Source organism: Epibacterium ulvae (genome assembly GCF_018678075.1).
Classification (GTDB): Bacteria; Pseudomonadota; Alphaproteobacteria; order Rhodobacterales; family Rhodobacteraceae; genus Epibacterium; species Epibacterium ulvae_A.
In genome coordinates this window covers 65,397-81,597 of the sequence record NZ_JAHHIR010000025.1, presented here as the reverse complement: position 1 = coordinate 81,597, position 16,201 = coordinate 65,397, and the positions used below count along the sequence as shown (strand labels likewise).

Below are 16,201 nucleotides of genomic sequence, written 5' to 3'. Positions count from 1 at the left end.
GCAACCGCCTCAGCACGCCGCATGTCGCCGTTCTGAACGGTTTTTGCAAGGGGTATGGTTAATAATGGAATAAGACTGATGCCTTTGCTGCGTGTTCGAGGATTTGAAATCCACAAAAATTGCCTTTCGCAGGGCAAACAGCAGGAAATTGTGGAGGCGTTACGCCCGGTCTTGAAGGCGGCGCCTCTTTTTTCACCAACTGTCCCCTCGGGCGGGCAGATGTCCGTGCGCATGACCTCTGCCGGAAAATTCGGCTGGTTTTCGGATGCCTCAGGGTATCGATACGCAGAGACCCACCCCAGAGGGCAAATCTGGCCGGATATTCCTGCGCCGATTCTCACACTGTGGGAGACGCTGGTGAGCCCTGAACGCCCGCCCGAGTGTTGTTTGGTGAACTACTACGGTGAAACCGCGCGCATGGGGATGCATCAGGACAAGGATGAGGCGGACTTTTCCTTTCCGGTTCTGTCGATCAGCCTGGGAGATGACGCCCTGTTTCGCATCGGCAACCCGACGCGCGGTGGCAAAACCGAATCAATCTGGCTCAACTCGGGCGATGTCGTGGTGATGGGCGGAGAGGCGCGGCTGGCCTATCACGGGGTCGACCGCATCCGTTTTAAATCTTCGCGCCTGCTGCCCAAGGGCGGGCGTATCAACCTGACACTGCGGGTGGTGACGTGACCCTAGCGTCGCGCGCTCCAGCTGAGGGAGACTTTGCGGCGGGTATAGAATTCGCCCATCATCCCGATCACCAGCAAGACCAGCGCAACCGTCAGCGCATATTCCCAATTGCTGAAATGCGGGTTGTAATTCTTGAACGTGTAGCCGCGCACTTGGTCGATGCAGTGAAACAGCGGGTTCCAATCGAACATGACCAGCATGGACGTCGGCAGCGTGTTGGCCAGGAACATCTTGCCAGAGGCGATCATATTGGCCCGTTGGTAGATGGTGGAAAAGATACCAACCACCGACGGGGCCCATGGTTTCATGATCAAAAAGACCAGCCCGATGCAGGCGCCAGAAAACCAGGCGATCAACATCATTCCATAGGCTGAGACCGGATCTTCGATCACAACAGGGGTGAACGCGACGTGGTAGCCAAACAAGATGATCACCAGCGCCAGGGTCTGCAGATAAAGCGATCCAAGAGCCGCGGATACAATTGCCACAATGGTGTTCATCGGCGCGTGCTGCATCATCGGACTGCTGGGCCCTTCGGCACCGGCGACAGCGCTGACCGCTTTGGTATGGGTCAGGAACAGAAAGACGCCGGTCATCACATAGATCAGAAAGTCGCCCCGGATCGCGGCCCCTTTGACGCCCAAGATTTCGAACATGGCGAAAAAGATCGCAACAAACATCACCGCCTGAAAAATCGTCAGGCCAAGGGCCATCAAGGCGTTGTTGTGCTTGGACCTCACGCTGCGCACGATGGCATGAAAAATCACCTCACTCATTTCGAGGAAGGCAAAAAATGCAGGAGTGCGGGGCGTATTATGCTGAAACATTGGAACCAATTGCGCTGATTGCTGCCTAAGGTGACACGGAATTCTTGCTGTTCCGTTGTACCGGTACCATAAGGGGTGGAGAGAATGTTTTCAATTTTATCCCGTTATTCGGAGAAATAGTGTGACTTACGACGAACTGATCCCAGTTATCCGCAAACTGGCGATCGAAGCCGGTAACAAAATCATGGAAATCTACAACTCCGATGATTTTGACGTAAAAGTTAAATCCGATGATAGCCCAGTGACCGCCGCCGATGAGGCTGCAGACGCCCTGATCTCTGAGGGGCTGCGCGCAGCCTTCCCAGACATGATGCTGGTCACCGAAGAGCAGTCTGCCTCTCACAAAGAGCGCGGCGAGACATTCTTGATCGTTGATCCCTTGGATGGGACCAAAGAATTCATCAACCGCCGCGGCGATTTTACCGTCAATATTGCCTTGGTGGAAAAGGGCGTTCCGACACGCGGCGTTGTCTATGCGCCCGCGCGTGAACGCATGTTCTTCACTTTGGCCGATGGTTCCACCGTGGAAGAGACCGGCGCATTTGACCCCGACGCATTGGGAGAAACCAAAGCAATCCGGGTGGCCGAAAGCGACAATGCCGCATTGATGGTGGTTGCCTCCAAGTCTCACCGCGATCAAGCAACCGACGACTACATCGGCAAATACAATGTCAAAGACAGCAAGAGCGCCGGTTCATCGCTGAAGTTCTGCCTGGTCGCAACAGGCGAGGCGGATATTTATCCTCGTGTGGGACGTACCATGGAGTGGGACACAGCAGCTGGTCATGCGGTCTTGTTGGGCGCGGGCGGCAAAGTCGTGCGTTTCGACAATCACGAGCCTTTGGTTTATGGCAAGGAAGGGTATGCAAACCCCTTCTTCATCGCATACGCCCCGGGCGTTGAGCTGAAGACTGCGTAAGAGATTTAGCCGGCGCCTTGGGGTTCGAGACAGAATCGTAGGGCGCCTGGTGCACAATGTTCGTTCAATGTTTCCATTTTCAAACGTTAAAATGAGAGTGCTACATGGAACTGTTGTACATGAAGTCTAAAGAGTATGCCGACTTGACCGTTAATGTATCAGGATCGGATATATTTTTCCTATAAATTTATCCGATATCCACATGGATAGGTACAGGACAGCTACGGTTATAGTATCAGTAATGAAGGACGAACAGCTGCCTGATACGCCTCCTCCAAGAAGCAAGAACTGCTTCCCAGGTAGCTAAAAGTGAATATTTGACCCCTCGTCCGAAGACGCGATTACGGTCATTGTGTGAAAAGAGAGAGCGAGTTATGCGTAAAAAAGTTACAAAAGCTATTTTTCCCGTTGCTGGTCTTGGTACTCGGTTCCTACCAGCAACCAAATCTGTCCCAAAAGAAATCATGACCTTGGTGGACCGCCCCTTGGTCCAATACGCGATCGATGAGGCACGCGCTGCCGGTATCAAAGAATTCATCTTTGTAACCTCGCGCGGCAAAGGTGCCCTCGAAGATTACTTCGATCACTCCCCCATCCTTGAGCAGGAACTGCGCAAGAAGGGTAAAACTGAGCTTCTGGAAACATTGAAGCACACGAATATGGATTCGGGCGCGATCGCGTATATCCGCCAGCACCAAGCGCTGGGCTTGGGCCACGCGGTATGGTGCGCACGTCGCCTGATCGGCAACGAGCCTTTTGCGGTTATCCTGCCGGATGACGTGATCGCAGCTGAAACGCCCTGCTTGCAGCAGATGATTGAAGCCTACGAAGAGACCGGCGGCAACATGGTCGCGGCGATGGAAGTCGCACCTGAAAAGGCGTCTGCTTATGGTGTTCTAGATGTAAAGAACGACATGGGTTCTGTGGTCGAAGCCCGCGGCATGGTTGAAAAGCCCAAGCAAGAGGACGCGCCGTCGAACCTGGCTGTTATCGGCCGCTATGTGCTGTCTCCGACCGTGATGAAAAACCTGAACAAGAAAAAGCAGGGCACCGGTGGTGAGATCCAGCTGACCGATGCGATTGCGGAAGACATCGACAATGATGTGCCGGTCTATGGGTATCGTTTCCGCGGTCAGCGTTTTGACTGTGGTTCCAAGGCTGGCTTCCTTCAGGCGACCGTCGCATTTGCCTTGGCGCGCGAAGAGCTACGTGAAGAGCTGATGGGCTACATCCAAGAAGTTGCTCAGATGGACAAGGCTGCGCAATAAGCGCAGCTGGACCACCTGGTAAACTTTGACGAAGGAAAAACGGTTTGAAAACTGTTCTTGTTACTGGCGGTGCGGGCTATATTGGCTCGCACGCTTGCAAAGCGCTCAAGGCTGCGGGCTATACGCCGGTTACCTATGACAACCTGGTGACCGGCTGGCAGGACGCTGTAAAGTTCGGCCCGTTCGAACAAGGTGATCTGACGGATCGTGCCCGTTTGGATGAAGTCTTTGCCAAACATAAACCCATTGCCGTCATGCATTTTGCGGCCCTCAGCCAAGTGGGTGAGGCGATGTCTCAGCCGGGCAAGTATTGGGCGAACAATGTTGGCGGATCCCTCAACCTGATCGAAGCGGCCGTTGCGGCGGATTGCATGGATTTTGTCTTCTCCTCCACATGTGCCACCTATGGCGAGCACGACAATGTTGTGTTGGATGAGAATACATCGCAGCAGCCCTTGAACGCCTATGGGGCCAGCAAACGCGCTGTCGAGGATATTCTGACCGACTTTGAAGCGGCCTATGGTCTGCGGTCAGTGATCTTCCGCTACTTCAATGTCGCGGGTGCCGATCCCGAGGCCGAAGTTGGTGAGTTCCATCAACCGGAAACCCATCTCATTCCGCTGATGATCCAGGCGATCAAAGGGGAACGGGATGCGTTGACCGTCTTTGGCACCGATTACGACACACCTGATGGCACCTGCATTCGTGACTATGTGCACGTGTGCGATTTGGTCGATGCGCATGTTCTTGGTCTGAAATGGCTGGAAGACGGAAAAGGCAGCCAGGTGTTCAACCTGGGAACCGGCTCCGGCTTTTCGGTTATGGATGTGATCGAGCATTCGCGCAGCGTCACCAACCAGGAAGTGCCGCATAACATTGGCGAACGTCGCGCTGGTGACTGTACCAAACTGGTCTCAGGCTCCACCCGTGCGATCCAAGACCTGGGATGGGAGCCGTCCCGCTCAAACATGAGTGAGATGATCGCAGATGCTTGGCCTTGGCATCAAAGCGGCAACTACGAGAAATAATGGACGCAGAGGTCTCTGACCTGTCTATGCCGCGTGTCTCTTGGCGCGCGGCATATCTATTGCGGCTCAAGCGGAAGCGGCTGTTGTGGCGTGCGTTTCGTGCGCGCCGTCAACTCACCCCCGTCAAACTCCCCAAAACCTACTTCCGCTCCGATGAGGTCATCGCGTTTGTCGTGTTGCGCAACGAACGGACGCGACTGCCCTATTTTCTTGAACACTACCGACGCCTTGGTGTGTCTCAGTTCTGTGTGGTCGACAATGACAGCACAGATGGCAGCGATAGCTATTTGCACGAGCAAGAGGACGTGGCGCTTTGGCATGCGAGCCATGGCTATCGCGCGTCCCGATTTGGGCTGGATTGGATCACCTGGTTGCAACGCAGCTACGGCCACGATCGTTGGTGTTTGACCGTCGATGCGGATGAACTGCTGACCTTTGACGGAAGCGCGGAACACGGGCTGCCGCAGCTTACGGCTTGGCTGGATCAGCGCGGGCTGCGTGGGTTTGGTGCCATGATGTTGGATCTCTACCCCAAAGGCTCGCTGGCTGATTGCACATATACGGCAGGTCAGAACCCGTGTGAGGTGTTGAACTGGTTTGATCCATCGCCGTACCGCGCCGTGCGTCAGGCCCCTTTTGGGAACTTATGGCTGCAAGGCGGCGCGCGGGAGCGGGTGTTTTTCGCGGACCGGCCCGAGCGGTCGCCGACGTTGAACAAGATCCCATTGGTGAAGTGGGACAAATCCTATGTCTATGTAAACTCGACCCATTCCATTTTGCCACGTGCGTTGAATGAGCTGTATGACGGTCCAGCGGGCCCCAAACCTCGCGGTGTGTTGCTTCACACCAAGTTTCTGCCAGAGATTGTTGCCAAATCGGAAACTGAAAAATCGCGCCAACAGCATTTCCACACGCCACCCGACTTTGATCGCTATTACGAAGAGATCATGGCAGCACCCGACATGTGGCACGCTGGTTCCTGTCAGCTGCGCGACCACCAGCAATTGATCGACTTGGGTCTGATGTCCACGATCCAATGGGGCGATGATTTGCCACAGACAAATTCCAACAATTTGTAACGCTTTCTAAATGCATTGAATCCCATGGTTTACCCATGACATATTGGCGAAAATAGGGATCTTGGCCGTACTGATTTGCGTTTGGTGCAGGCACCCGTTTTGCAAAAGTGGACAGATCATTGGGCCTTTGGGATTCTTATCGCATGCGATTGCGGCGCAAACGCCGGATTATTCGGGCCATGCGCAAATCCCGTGAGCTAACCTCTGTCCAAGACAATACGAACCGGATTAAAGAGGGCGATATTTTGTTGGTGTCGACCATGCGAAATGAGCACGTCCGGCTGCCGTATTTTCTGCAATACTACCGAAACCTGGGCGTTAATCATTTCCTGTTCGTGGACAATGACTCCAGCGACGGCACGCAGGCCTATTTGCAGGGAATGGAGGATGTGTCCCTGTGGCACACACAAGCCAGCTATAAGCGCGCGACATTTGGTGTGGATTGGATGAACCATATCAAACGCCGCTATGCGCATGGCCATTGGGTGGTCGTCGCGGATCCGGACGAGCTGTTTGTCTATCCGTTCTGCGATACGCGCCCGCTGCGCGCCTTGACCGACTGGCTGGATGAGTCCTCCATCAGAAGTTTTTCGGCGATGCTGTTGGACGTCTATCCCAAAGGGGCGTTAGACGCAGAACCCTACCGCGCCGGTCAGGACCCGCTGGAAATTTCGAACTGGTTTGACAGCGGAAACTACACGGTCAAACGCAATGGAACCTATGGAAACCTTTGGATCCAGGGCGGGGTAAGGTCCCGCGTGTTTTTCAAAGACAAGCCAAAGAAGTCTCCTGCGCTCAATAAAATTCCCTTGGTCAAATGGGACCGCCGTTACGCTTATGTCAGTTCCACGCATATGTTATTGCCGCGCGGTTTGAACCGAGTGTTCGAAACGGATGGGGGAGAGAAGGCCAGCGGTGTTTTGTTGCATACAAAATTCCTGCACACATTCTCGGAAAAAGCCGCCGAGGAAATGACCCGCGAGCAGCATTATGCCACTTCTGCGGAATACCAAGCCTATATGCAAAGACTAAAGGAACACCCGGAACTCTGGTGCAAGTGGAGCGAAAAATACATTAATTGGCGCCAGTTAGAGATCCTGGGGCTGATGTCCAAAGGGAACTGGGCATGAGCACTGTTGGCATCGTGATGATGGTGCACACGGCCTTGTGGCGGGCGGCCCAGGTTGCGCGCCACTGGGCAAAAGCCGGGTGCCCGGTTGTGATCCATGTGGACTCCAAAGTTGCCAAGTCAGAATACCATGAGTTTTCAGAGTCGCTCAAATCCTACCCTCTGATCAGCTTTTCCAAACGCCACCGGTGCGAATGGGGGACTTGGGGTATCGTTGCCGGGTCTCAAGCTGCCGCTAGCCAGATGCTGCAGTCGCATCCTGGCGTTGAACATGTCTACCTCACCTCGGGGTCCTGTCTGCCGCTACGACCCGTCAGCGAACTGGTTGGCTATCTGTCAGACCGGTCGGACACGGATTTTATTGAAAGCGCCACAACGGCGGATGTACCATGGATTGTTGGCGGCTTGAGTTTTGAACGCTTTACGCTGCGCTTTCCCTTTTCGTGGAAAAAGCACCGCGGGCTGTTTGATGGTTATGTCGCCCTTCAACGAAAGCTCCGGCTGAAACGCAAAGTCCCGGATGGCCTTGTGCCTCATATGGGCAGCCAGTGGTGGTGCCTGACGCGCAAAACCCTGGCGGCGATTTTGGATGACCCTGATCGACCAACCTATGATCAATATTTCAAACGTGTTTGGATCCCGGACGAAAGCTATTACCAGACGTTGGTTCGACTGCATTCAGCGAAGATCGAAAGCCGTTCGCTGACCCTGTCCAAATTCGACTATCAGGGCAAACCGCATATCTTTTACGACGACCACTTGCATTTGTTGCGACGCTCAGACTGTTTTGTCGCGCGCAAGATCTGGTTGCATGCGCATCGCCTGTATCATTCCTTTCTGACGCCGCCTGATGGTGCGTCCAGCCGAACGGAACCCAACCCTCGTAAAATAGACCGAATCTTTTCCAAAGCCGTGGAACGACGGATGCGCGGGCGTCCGGGGCTTTATATGCAAAGCCGGCTGCCTTGGCATGGGCGTGAAAATGGGATCACCTCTGGCGAATATTCGGTTCTTCAGGGGTTTAGTGAGCTGTTTGTCGATTTCGAAGACTGGCTCGCCAAGACGACGCAGACTCGCGTTCATGGACATCTGTTCTCACCCGATAGGGTGGAGTTTGTGGATAGCCAGACCTCATACAATGGGGCGCTTTGTGACAGTGCCGCGCAGCGGGACTATGATCCGGAACGCTTTTTGACCAATCTTCTGTGGAACACGCGGGGCGAACGTCAGTGTTTTCAATTTGGTCCCAACGATACGCAGGACGCGGTTGAACTTATGGCGCGTGACACTCATGCGCAGATCTCGGTAATCTCTGGCGCATGGGCCGTTGATCTGTTCAAATCGGGGAAAGGTTTTGATGAACTGCGCCGGGAAGCCGCACGTTTGCAGCAGATCGAGGCGGAGCAATTGAAAATCCTGCGGGATCAATGGCTGAAGGCGCGCGTGCGGATCTGGACGATGGCGGAATTTATCGAAACACCCATGGAGCATCTGCAAACCATCGTCGATGAGATCACCAAAGGAAATCACCGTCATCTGGCCGATACACCGCAAATGGTGGATCTAACAGGCTTTGGTCAATTTTTGCAGAGCCTCAAGAACCAGGGAATGCATCCATATTTGATGGGGGATTTCCCACTGGAACCGATTCAAAGAACGGCACCGTCACTGCCGCGTAAACCCTATCTGGTGCGTTGAAAATGCAGGCTTCTTTCGACTATTTTGTCATCTTTGCTGAGATGCGAACAGGCTCCAACTTTTTGGAAAGCAACCTCAGCAATGCAGGAGCCTTCACCAGTTTTGGCGAAGCGTTTAACCCCCATTTTATTGGGTATCCGAACCAGGCGGATGTATTGGGCGTGACGCAGGCGCAGCGTGACAGCGAACCGATGCAGTTGTTAGACGCCGTCAGAGAGTATGATGGCTTTGGCGGATTTCGCTATTTCCACGACCATGACCCACGCGTGCTGGACGCCATTTTGAACGACCCGCGCTGTGCCAAAATCATCCTGACACGCAACCCGCTCGACAGCTATATCTCGTTGAAAATCGCGAAAGAGACCGGACAGTGGAAGTTGACAAATGTCAAAAAGCGCAAGGATGCGCAGGTTGCCTTTGACACGGCCGAGTTTGACGCGCATTTGGCTGACCTGCAGCAATTTCAGCTGGTTTTGATGCAGGGTTTGCAGAAACGTGGCCAAACTCCGTTCTACATTGCGTACGAAGATCTGCAGAATGTGGATGTGTTGAACGGCCTTTTGCAGTGGCTCGGCTTCGATGAGCGCCTTCCGGGGCTAGATGATAAGTTGAAACGGCAAAACCCTGAACCGGCCATTTCAAAAGTATCTAATCCTACGGAAATGGCGGAAAACCTGACCAAGATCGACACATTCGACTTGTCCCGCACCCCTAACTTTGAACCCCGCCGCGGGCCGAATGTCCGCAGTTACGTGACCGCACCGCAAACTGCGTTGCTGTTCATGCCGATCAAGGGCGGTCCCGAGGATGAGATCTGCCGATGGCTGGCAGATCTCGATAGCAGCACGGTGGATGCGCTCCAGATTATGGACGGGCAAAAACAGCTGCGGGAATGGATGAGTGCAAACCCTGGCCACCGGAGTTTCACTGTTTTACGGCATCCGCTGGCACGGGCGCACAAGGCCTTTTGCGACGTGGCTTTAACGGGGAAATCTCAATTTTCTCAGAAACTACGATCGCTCCTTAAGGGTCACTTTCAAGTGGAACTTCCAAAAGGCAAGGCGATCGATCACGCACAACATCGCGTGGCATTTCAGGGATTTCTGGAGTTTCTAAAGCAGAACTTGAACGGGCAATCCGTATTGCGGGTCGATGCGCGTTGGGTCAGCCAATCGACCATCCTGTCTGGGTTTGAAGAATTCTGTGCCCCGGATCTGGTGTTGCGAGAGCATGAGCTTGAGGCCGATCTTTTGTTCCTTGGGCAAAAGTTCGGACGCTCTGAGGCCCGGACGTTCCAACTCGCGCCCGACCCTGGCGACTTGCAGCTAGCCGATATATATGACGCGGAGCTTGAAGCACAGGCGCAGGTGATTTACCGGCGCGATTACATGCTCTTTGGGTTCGAGCCGTGGCGCCCGACGTCCAAGTCGTAACGTCTAAAACTAGGCGACTTGAGCGGACTGGTTCTCGGTCAAAATCGTATAGAGCGTGTTTGCATCAGGGTTCGAACGCAGCTTGGTGCAATAGCTCTGTTCACGCAACGTACGCGACACCAAGGCGAGCGCCTTGAGGTGGTCAACACCGGCGCTTTCAGGCGCGAACAGTGCAAAGACGATGTCGACAGGCTGGCGATCCACCGCGCCAAAATCGAGCGGCTTTTCTAAAATCATAAACACGCCAACCACATCAGTCAGGCCATCCAGACGAGCATGTGGCAAGGCAACGCCGTGTCCGACACCGGTTGGGCCGAGGCTTTCACGTTCCAGCAACGCCTCGACCGTTTTTTCAGCAGGCAAGCCATAGTTTGTATGCGCGACGTCCGCGATTTCCTGAAACAAACGCTTCTTGCTTGAGGTGGAGCCAATAACCCGCACCGCCTCTTGTCTGAGGATCTTGGAAATTTGCATTTGGCTTGCTCCGCTCAGGTGCCTAATTCGGCCCGTTTAGCCGTTTTTACGGGTCGATCCAGCCGATATTGCCGTCTTCGCGGCGGTACACAACGTTTAGACCGTCTTTGTTTTCGTTTCGGAAAATCAACACAGGCGAACCCGTAAGCTCCATTTGCATCACCGCTTCACCAACAGACAAAGACTGAATCTTGGTCTCCATCTCCGCAACGATAATGGGTTGCAAAGATTCTGGTTCCGCTTCATGCTCAGCCGATTCCGAAGCCAAGATATATGACGCGGCTCCCGAAAGTTCAACTGGTTCGCTTCTTTCGCGATGATGGTCTTTGAGGCGGCGCTTGTACCGGCGCAGCTGTTTTTCCATCTTCTCATTGCATTTATCAAAAGCGCTATAGATTTCAGTGGCATGCGCCTTGGCCTGTGCGGTCAGCCCGGTCGAAAGATGCACAGTGGCCTCGCACACATATTCATGCGCAGAACGTGAAAACACCACTGATGCGTCCGTAGGTCGCTCAGCATACTTGGCAACAACTTCACCTAACTCAGACTGCACGTGAAATTGCAGAGCTTCGCCGATGTCGATCTGTTTTCCGCTGATTTTGTAACGCATGGGATCTCCTTGCTCATTGCTCGTCAGAACGGCCCGGTCGCGTGCGCAACCAGAGATTTGAACCGAACTTTAGATTGGTGTGTACGACCAGATATCGGATTGCAGAAGATCAGGCCCTGGGAACAAGGCTGTCCGATTTGCTGCAAAGGATTGCATCTGTGCCATGAAACAATTCGATGACAAAGGCGGTGGAGAGTCAATGGCAAACCTAAAATCGCCCAGACCTAGGCGGCGATCTTGCGGGTAGTTGCGTCGATTTGCCGAAGTCTTTGCGGTTAGGAGATGCGAAAGCTGTCGCCCAGGTAAACGCGGCGGACGTTTTCGTTTTCGACAACTTCTTCAGGGCTGCCGGACATCAAAACCCGACCATCATGCAAGATGTAGGCGCGATCCACAATTTCCAACGTTTCCCGCACGTTATGGTCGGTAATCAAAACGCCAATACCACGTTTTTTGAGATCGGCAACCAGGTGGCGAATATCGCCAACGCTGATCGGGTCCACCCCGGCAAAGGGCTCGTCGAGCAATAGATAACTTGGATTGGCGGCAAGGCAGCGCGCGATCTCAACCCGGCGGCGTTCCCCGCCGGACAAGGCCAACGCAGGCGCGCGACGCAGATGTTCGATCGAGAAATCTGACAACAGCTCTTCTAGGCGTTCGCGTCGTTTGTGGGTGTGTTTTTCCGAAATATCGAGCACGGCCAAGATGTTGTCTTCAACGGAAAGCCCGCGAAAGATCGACATCTCTTGTGGCAAATACCCAATACCCAGCCGGGCGCGGCGGTACATGGGCAGTGACGTTACGTTCTGACCGTCGATAGACACAGCCCCGCCTTCTGGAAAGACAAGACCGGCAATCGAATAGAAAGTGGTTGTCTTGCCCGAACCGTTTGGTCCCAAGAGCGCAACCACTTCGCCACGATCTAACGACAGGGTGACGTCGCGAATGACAACCCGGTTGCGGTAGGATTTACGTAGCTTTTCAATTCGCAGCCCAGACGAGCCTTCGGTCACAGTCAGTTCGGGGCGTGCCATCAGTTTCCGTTCGGGTTCAAAATTGTTTTTACACGACCCGCCATTTCGGCCGTGCCACTGGTAAGATTCACCACCATTTTGTTTGAGGTCAGCACCGCAGCGCCCTGGGTCAACAAGACGTTGCCCGTCATAGTGATCGTGCCGGAATCAATATTGTATTCGGCCGTGTTAGCCTCAGCCGCGTCGGGTCCGTTGACCAAAATCACGTCACCAGAAGCATTCAGGCTTTCAATGCCAGTCTTTTGCTGATCATCACCGGTTTTGTAGGTCACATGCACGATGTCAGCCGACAGACGCATGACGCCTTGGATGATCACGACGTTGCCGGTGAAGCGGGCAGAACCATCGGTCTGATTGACCTCGAGGTTTTCTGCCGAGACCTCAACCGGTGCGCCGGGGTCGGTTTTGACAGAGCCAAATGCAATTGTTCCCTGCGCCGCAGCAAATGTGGGCAGAGTTATGACCATCAAGGCGATGAAAAAGTGGCGCAGGAACATATTGAGTTATCTTTCTGAAGTCTGGGGCTCGTATACCAATTTTACGCCCTTGTTGAACAGTATATGAACCTCACTGCCTTGCGATTCCGTTTTTATGTGCATTGAACCTGCGATTAAATGACCAAGAGGGCTGGTGGCTTCAACCGTCTCGGGCGCCTCGGCAGCGATTGCGTTCAGATGCGCATCCAGCAGCTCCGTTTCAACCCTCAGGCCATCATCCGTTTCCACAACGACCTTTTGTCGAAAATGGGCGATTTCCATATCGGAGCTGAGTGAGCCGGTTTCAGATTTGAGCGAGATATGGCCACCATCGGCGAGGCGCATGATACCCGACAAGGCTTGGGTCGTCGGGCCTGTCTCGGAATCTTCAACGCGCGCTTTGTCAGCGCTTACCAGAATCTCGTCACCGTTTGGGGTGCTACCCGCAAAGAACGGGCGCGTGACTTGCTGGCCGCGCATCCGCTCCTCGATTTCTTTTTGCGCAAAGGGAATAGCAGCATCCTGCTCGCTTCCACGCGAGACGAGAAACACGGTCGATAGAAGGGCGAGCGCAGTCAGAGGCAAGATGACCTTGAGCAGCGCAATAATCCGTGTGTGGCGGTCCATGAGGGCTCACAATTTTTTAGGAATGCGCAAAAATATCAGTATCAGGCCAGCCTGCCAAATCCAGTTTGGCCCGTGTTGGCAAGAATTCAAAGCAAGATTTTGCCAAATCGCAACGCCCTTCGCGCTCCAGCCGCAGATCTAGTGCAGATTTCAACTTATGTAGGTACAACACGTCTGATGCAGCGTAATCTAGCTGCGCTTTTGTGAGTGTTTCGGCGCCCCAATCGCTCATCTGTTGTTGTTTCGAGATGTCGATCCCGAGGAGCTCTTGGGTCAGGTTCTTAAGCCCGTGACGGTCGGTGTAGGTGCGCACTAGACGGCTGGCGATCTTTGTGCAGTAGACTGGCGCGGCAAGAACACCAAAGGCGTTAAGCAACGCCGCAATGTCAAAACGCCCAAAGTGAAAGAGTTTCAGCACATCGTCATCTGCCAATACCCGGGCGATGTTCGGGGCCTCGTGCTGACCCTTTTGGATTTGAATGACATGTGCGTTGCCGTCGCCTCCGGACAACTGAACCACGCAAAGGCGATCACGCAGCGGATTGAGGCCCATTGTTTCGCAATCAATGGCAACCACGGGGCCAAGGTCGAGATCATCGGGAAGATCGTTTTTGTATAGAAAATTTGCCAAATGATCTGTCCTCGTGCGTGCCAATCTATTCACCAAGGACCGACATAGGCATTTCTTCTGTTGAACTCAACAAAAGCAGAAATAGAACAAATTTTGAGGGGTAAATGGTGCCCAGAAGAGGACTCGAACCTCCACGTCCATAAGGACACTAGCACCTGAAGCTAGCGCGTCTACCAATTCCGCCATCTGGGCACAGATGTCGTGAGGAGGGCGTATACGGCGAGTCTGGAGGCTCTGCAAGGGCAAAAGCATCATGAGAATGCTTTTATGTCGATTGCGGAAAGCAGAAGAAATGCAACCTGTTGCCTTGGCTTTTATACTCGGCTGCCTGCGCAAGCGGATCTTTGCGGGAACATCTCGACTGAATTGATGTTTTGACCGGGCTCTTGGATCAAATGAACCCCAAGTGCCCGGTCAAAACAGGAAGCTGTCTACGTCAGCTCGGAAATCGAAACCGCGCGGCCCTCTTTCATGGATGTTTGGGCCGCCATCCCCATGAGAACGGCCAATTTCCCATCATGCAGGCTGACCTCGGGGGCATTCCGTTCACCACGAACCAGTTCGAGGAACTTTTGGTGCTGATAGAACGTCGATCCATTGTGATCACCGGCTTCCAGTAGTTCTGGATCAACCGGGATTTCGCGCAGTTCGGGTCCTTTGGCGTGACGTGGGCTGACAATCAATTGGGGCACGGGCGGCGCGCCCAGATGTTCGGGCCAAAACCGACCGGGGCCAGGCACCAGCGCTTCTACTTTGCCAGTTGGTCCAACGGCGGAAATCTCTTCCTGATACCGCGCCCCTTCGGCGAACATGCACAGTTCGAGCATCGCGCGGGTGCCATTGTCGAAATCCACAATCACATAACCATTGTCGAGGATATCTGGTGTGTCGCCCTGGTAGGTTTCGTCAAGGTGGTTCGCATCCTGACCGCCCGATGCCATGACACGCACCGGCTCGGTTCCAATGGCCAGACGCATCAAATCGAAGAAGTGGCAGCATTTCTCGACAAACGTGCCGCCGGTGTAGCGGTTGAACCGGTTCCAGTCGCCGACCTTTTCCAAGAAGGGGAACCGATGTTCGCGGATGGTCAGCATCTTGATCCCGCCTGTTGCCGCCTCGACGCACTCGAGCATCGCAGCCACGGGGGGCATGTAACGGTACTCCATCGCGACCCAGACCGGGGCCGGGTAGGTTTTGATAAACGCATCCAGCTCAGTGAGCTGTTCGATGTCGGTGAACAGCGGTTTTTCCACCAAGATCGGCACAGGGCGTTTTTTTGCAATGGTTTGAAGCTGTTCTATGTGCCGGAAATTGGGGCTGGCGATCAGGATGCAGTCTAGATCTGGCACCGCAAGCAGTGCATCGATGCTGTCCACAAATTTGGCGGCGGCGGCGAAATTTGCGGACGTCGCGCGCATTTCTGCATTGGGTTCAAAGATGGCCGAGACGCAGGTACTTGGCAGCAAAGCGATATTGCGCAGGTGCTCTTGTCCCATCATGCCGCAGCCGATGATACCGTAATGGGTGGTGGTTGACATGCTCTCTCCCTATTTTAGCCGCTGGACGTAGCGCGTTGATGTGTGGTCAAACCAGGTTTTAGAATATTCAACAGTGCCGACCTGATCCGAGTGGCTGAACCGCTCGATGTAGCCGACAGGTGTATGTGCGGGGGGAGGGAAATCGTCGGGCGCCCATTCGGGCACGCCGTCAACGCCAACGGAATCTTCGGCACGTGAGATCCAGAATCCCAACTGCATTTTGTAGTAGCGATAAAGCGAATCCGACAACGTGTTTGGATCGATTCGACCAACTGATTCGTCGAGCCAGATCTCTTCGACCGCGATTGGAATCCGATTGAGATACCTGAGACGGCGAATGCGCGTACCTCGGTTTGAGGTGCCGAATTCTGGCAGCGTGCTGGGTTTTTCCAACGCGTCGACCGAAAGGACATGCGCCGTCGGCAGACCGCCACCGGTTGTGAGTTCCAGACGGAACATCGAATAGATGCTCTCGACTGCAGTGCTTGAACGGACGTAGTTTCCCGAGCCGTGAACACGTTCGATCAGGCCTTTTTCTTCTACGATTTCGAGCGCTTTTCGCAGGGTTCGAACGGTTGTGAAATGCTGTTTCGCCAGCTCACGTTCCGGAGGCAAACAGGTGCCATCAATCAGACGGCCAGACGCAATCTCGCGGATCAGAACTTCGCTGATTTGTACGTAGATGGGCAAAGCCGAAGTCGTTGAACGTCTTTCGTAGATGGTTTGTGACATTGCGTTTTCTATGTGCT

At 54.0% G+C, this 16,201-nt stretch carries 17 protein-coding genes and 1 tRNA gene; 8 read left to right on the top strand and 10 right to left on the bottom strand.

Annotated elements, in window-relative coordinates; all coding sequences use genetic code 11:
- The first annotated feature begins 78 nt into the window (after positions 1-78).
- Positions 79-681 (top strand): alpha-ketoglutarate-dependent dioxygenase AlkB family protein, encoded by a 603-nt coding sequence (locus KMP13_RS06470; protein ID WP_215264884.1) that lies wholly within the window; start codon positions 79-81, stop codon positions 679-681.
- Positions 682-683: 2 nt separating this feature from the next.
- Here KMP13_RS06470 and KMP13_RS06465 read toward each other — a convergent pair whose 3' ends face one another.
- Entirely contained in the window at positions 684-1,508 is an 825-nt protein-coding gene (locus KMP13_RS06465; protein WP_215264882.1) for an ABC transporter permease, read from the bottom strand.
- Between the two features lie 121 nt (positions 1,509-1,629).
- Between KMP13_RS06465 and cysQ the strand changes: the two genes are divergently transcribed.
- The 7 genes from cysQ to KMP13_RS06430 all read left to right on the top strand — a co-directional run bounded on the left by cysQ (position 1,630) and on the right by KMP13_RS06430 (position 10,062).
- Positions 1,630-2,427 carry a 3'(2'),5'-bisphosphate nucleotidase CysQ gene (gene cysQ / locus KMP13_RS06460; protein WP_215264881.1) on the top strand — a complete coding sequence of 266 codons (798 nt, stop codon included), beginning with the start codon at positions 1,630-1,632 and terminating at the stop codon, positions 2,425-2,427.
- A gap of 374 nt (positions 2,428-2,801) precedes the next feature.
- Complete coding sequence (gene galU / locus KMP13_RS06455; RefSeq protein ID WP_215264879.1) at positions 2,802-3,695, top strand: UTP--glucose-1-phosphate uridylyltransferase GalU; 894 nt, start codon at positions 2,802-2,804, stop codon at positions 3,693-3,695.
- Positions 3,696-3,739: 44 nt separating this feature from the next.
- A complete protein-coding gene (gene galE / locus KMP13_RS06450) occupies positions 3,740-4,723 on the top strand; it encodes a UDP-glucose 4-epimerase GalE (RefSeq protein WP_215264878.1) in 984 nt (327 codons plus the stop codon).
- A complete protein-coding gene (locus tag KMP13_RS06445; protein ID WP_215264876.1) occupies positions 4,723-5,802 on the top strand; it encodes a glycosyltransferase family 2 protein in 1,080 nt (359 codons plus the stop codon). The genes galE and KMP13_RS06445 overlap by 1 nt, the downstream gene beginning before the upstream one ends.
- A 143-nt stretch (positions 5,803-5,945) precedes the next feature.
- Entirely contained in the window at positions 5,946-6,932 is a 987-nt protein-coding gene (locus tag KMP13_RS06440; protein WP_215264874.1) for a glycosyltransferase family 2 protein, read from the top strand.
- Positions 6,929-8,629, top strand: coding sequence for a beta-1,6-N-acetylglucosaminyltransferase (locus KMP13_RS06435; RefSeq protein ID WP_215264872.1), 1,701 nt, complete (start codon positions 6,929-6,931; stop codon positions 8,627-8,629). Before KMP13_RS06440 ends, KMP13_RS06435 begins: the two co-directional genes overlap by 4 nt.
- A gap of 2 nt (positions 8,630-8,631) precedes the next feature.
- Positions 8,632-10,062 carry a nodulation protein NodH gene (locus tag KMP13_RS06430; protein ID WP_215264871.1) on the top strand — a complete coding sequence of 477 codons (1,431 nt, stop codon included), beginning with the start codon at positions 8,632-8,634 and terminating at the stop codon, positions 10,060-10,062.
- Positions 10,063-10,071: 9 nt separating this feature from the next.
- Here the strand turns inward: KMP13_RS06430 and KMP13_RS06425 are convergent, their stop codons facing one another.
- The 9 genes from KMP13_RS06425 to KMP13_RS06385 form a co-directional block, all read right to left on the bottom strand.
- Positions 10,072-10,536 (bottom strand): PTS sugar transporter subunit IIA, encoded by a 465-nt coding sequence (locus tag KMP13_RS06425; protein ID WP_215264870.1) that lies wholly within the window; start codon positions 10,534-10,536, stop codon positions 10,072-10,074.
- A gap of 46 nt (positions 10,537-10,582) precedes the next feature.
- The gene (gene hpf / locus KMP13_RS06420) at positions 10,583-11,146 is read right to left on the bottom strand and encodes a ribosome hibernation-promoting factor, HPF/YfiA family (protein WP_215264867.1); all 564 of its coding nucleotides are present in this window, start codon (positions 11,144-11,146) and stop codon (positions 10,583-10,585) included.
- Positions 11,147-11,421: 275 nt separating this feature from the next.
- Positions 11,422-12,180 carry an LPS export ABC transporter ATP-binding protein gene (gene lptB, locus KMP13_RS06415; RefSeq protein ID WP_215264866.1) on the bottom strand — a complete coding sequence of 253 codons (759 nt, stop codon included), beginning with the start codon at positions 12,178-12,180 and terminating at the stop codon, positions 11,422-11,424.
- Positions 12,180-12,677, bottom strand: coding sequence for an LptA/OstA family protein (locus tag KMP13_RS06410; protein ID WP_215264864.1), 498 nt, complete (start codon positions 12,675-12,677; stop codon positions 12,180-12,182). Before KMP13_RS06410 ends, lptB begins: the two co-directional genes overlap by 1 nt.
- Before the next feature lie 6 nt (positions 12,678-12,683).
- Complete coding sequence (locus KMP13_RS06405) at positions 12,684-13,283, bottom strand: hypothetical protein (RefSeq protein ID WP_215264863.1); 600 nt, start codon at positions 13,281-13,283, stop codon at positions 12,684-12,686.
- Between the two features lie 16 nt (positions 13,284-13,299).
- On the bottom strand, positions 13,300-13,914 hold the full coding sequence (locus KMP13_RS06400) for a ribonuclease D (protein WP_215264862.1): 615 nt from the start codon (positions 13,912-13,914) through the stop codon (positions 13,300-13,302).
- A gap of 105 nt (positions 13,915-14,019) precedes the next feature.
- Positions 14,020-14,106 (bottom strand) — tRNA-Leu (locus tag KMP13_RS06395).
- Positions 14,107-14,345: 239 nt separating this feature from the next.
- Entirely contained in the window at positions 14,346-15,452 is a 1,107-nt protein-coding gene (locus KMP13_RS06390) for a Gfo/Idh/MocA family protein (protein WP_215264860.1), read from the bottom strand.
- 9 nt (positions 15,453-15,461) lie between these two features.
- Positions 15,462-16,184 carry a GntR family transcriptional regulator gene (locus KMP13_RS06385; RefSeq protein ID WP_215264859.1) on the bottom strand — a complete coding sequence of 241 codons (723 nt, stop codon included), beginning with the start codon at positions 16,182-16,184 and terminating at the stop codon, positions 15,462-15,464.
- Between the last annotated feature and the right edge of the window lie 17 nt (positions 16,185-16,201).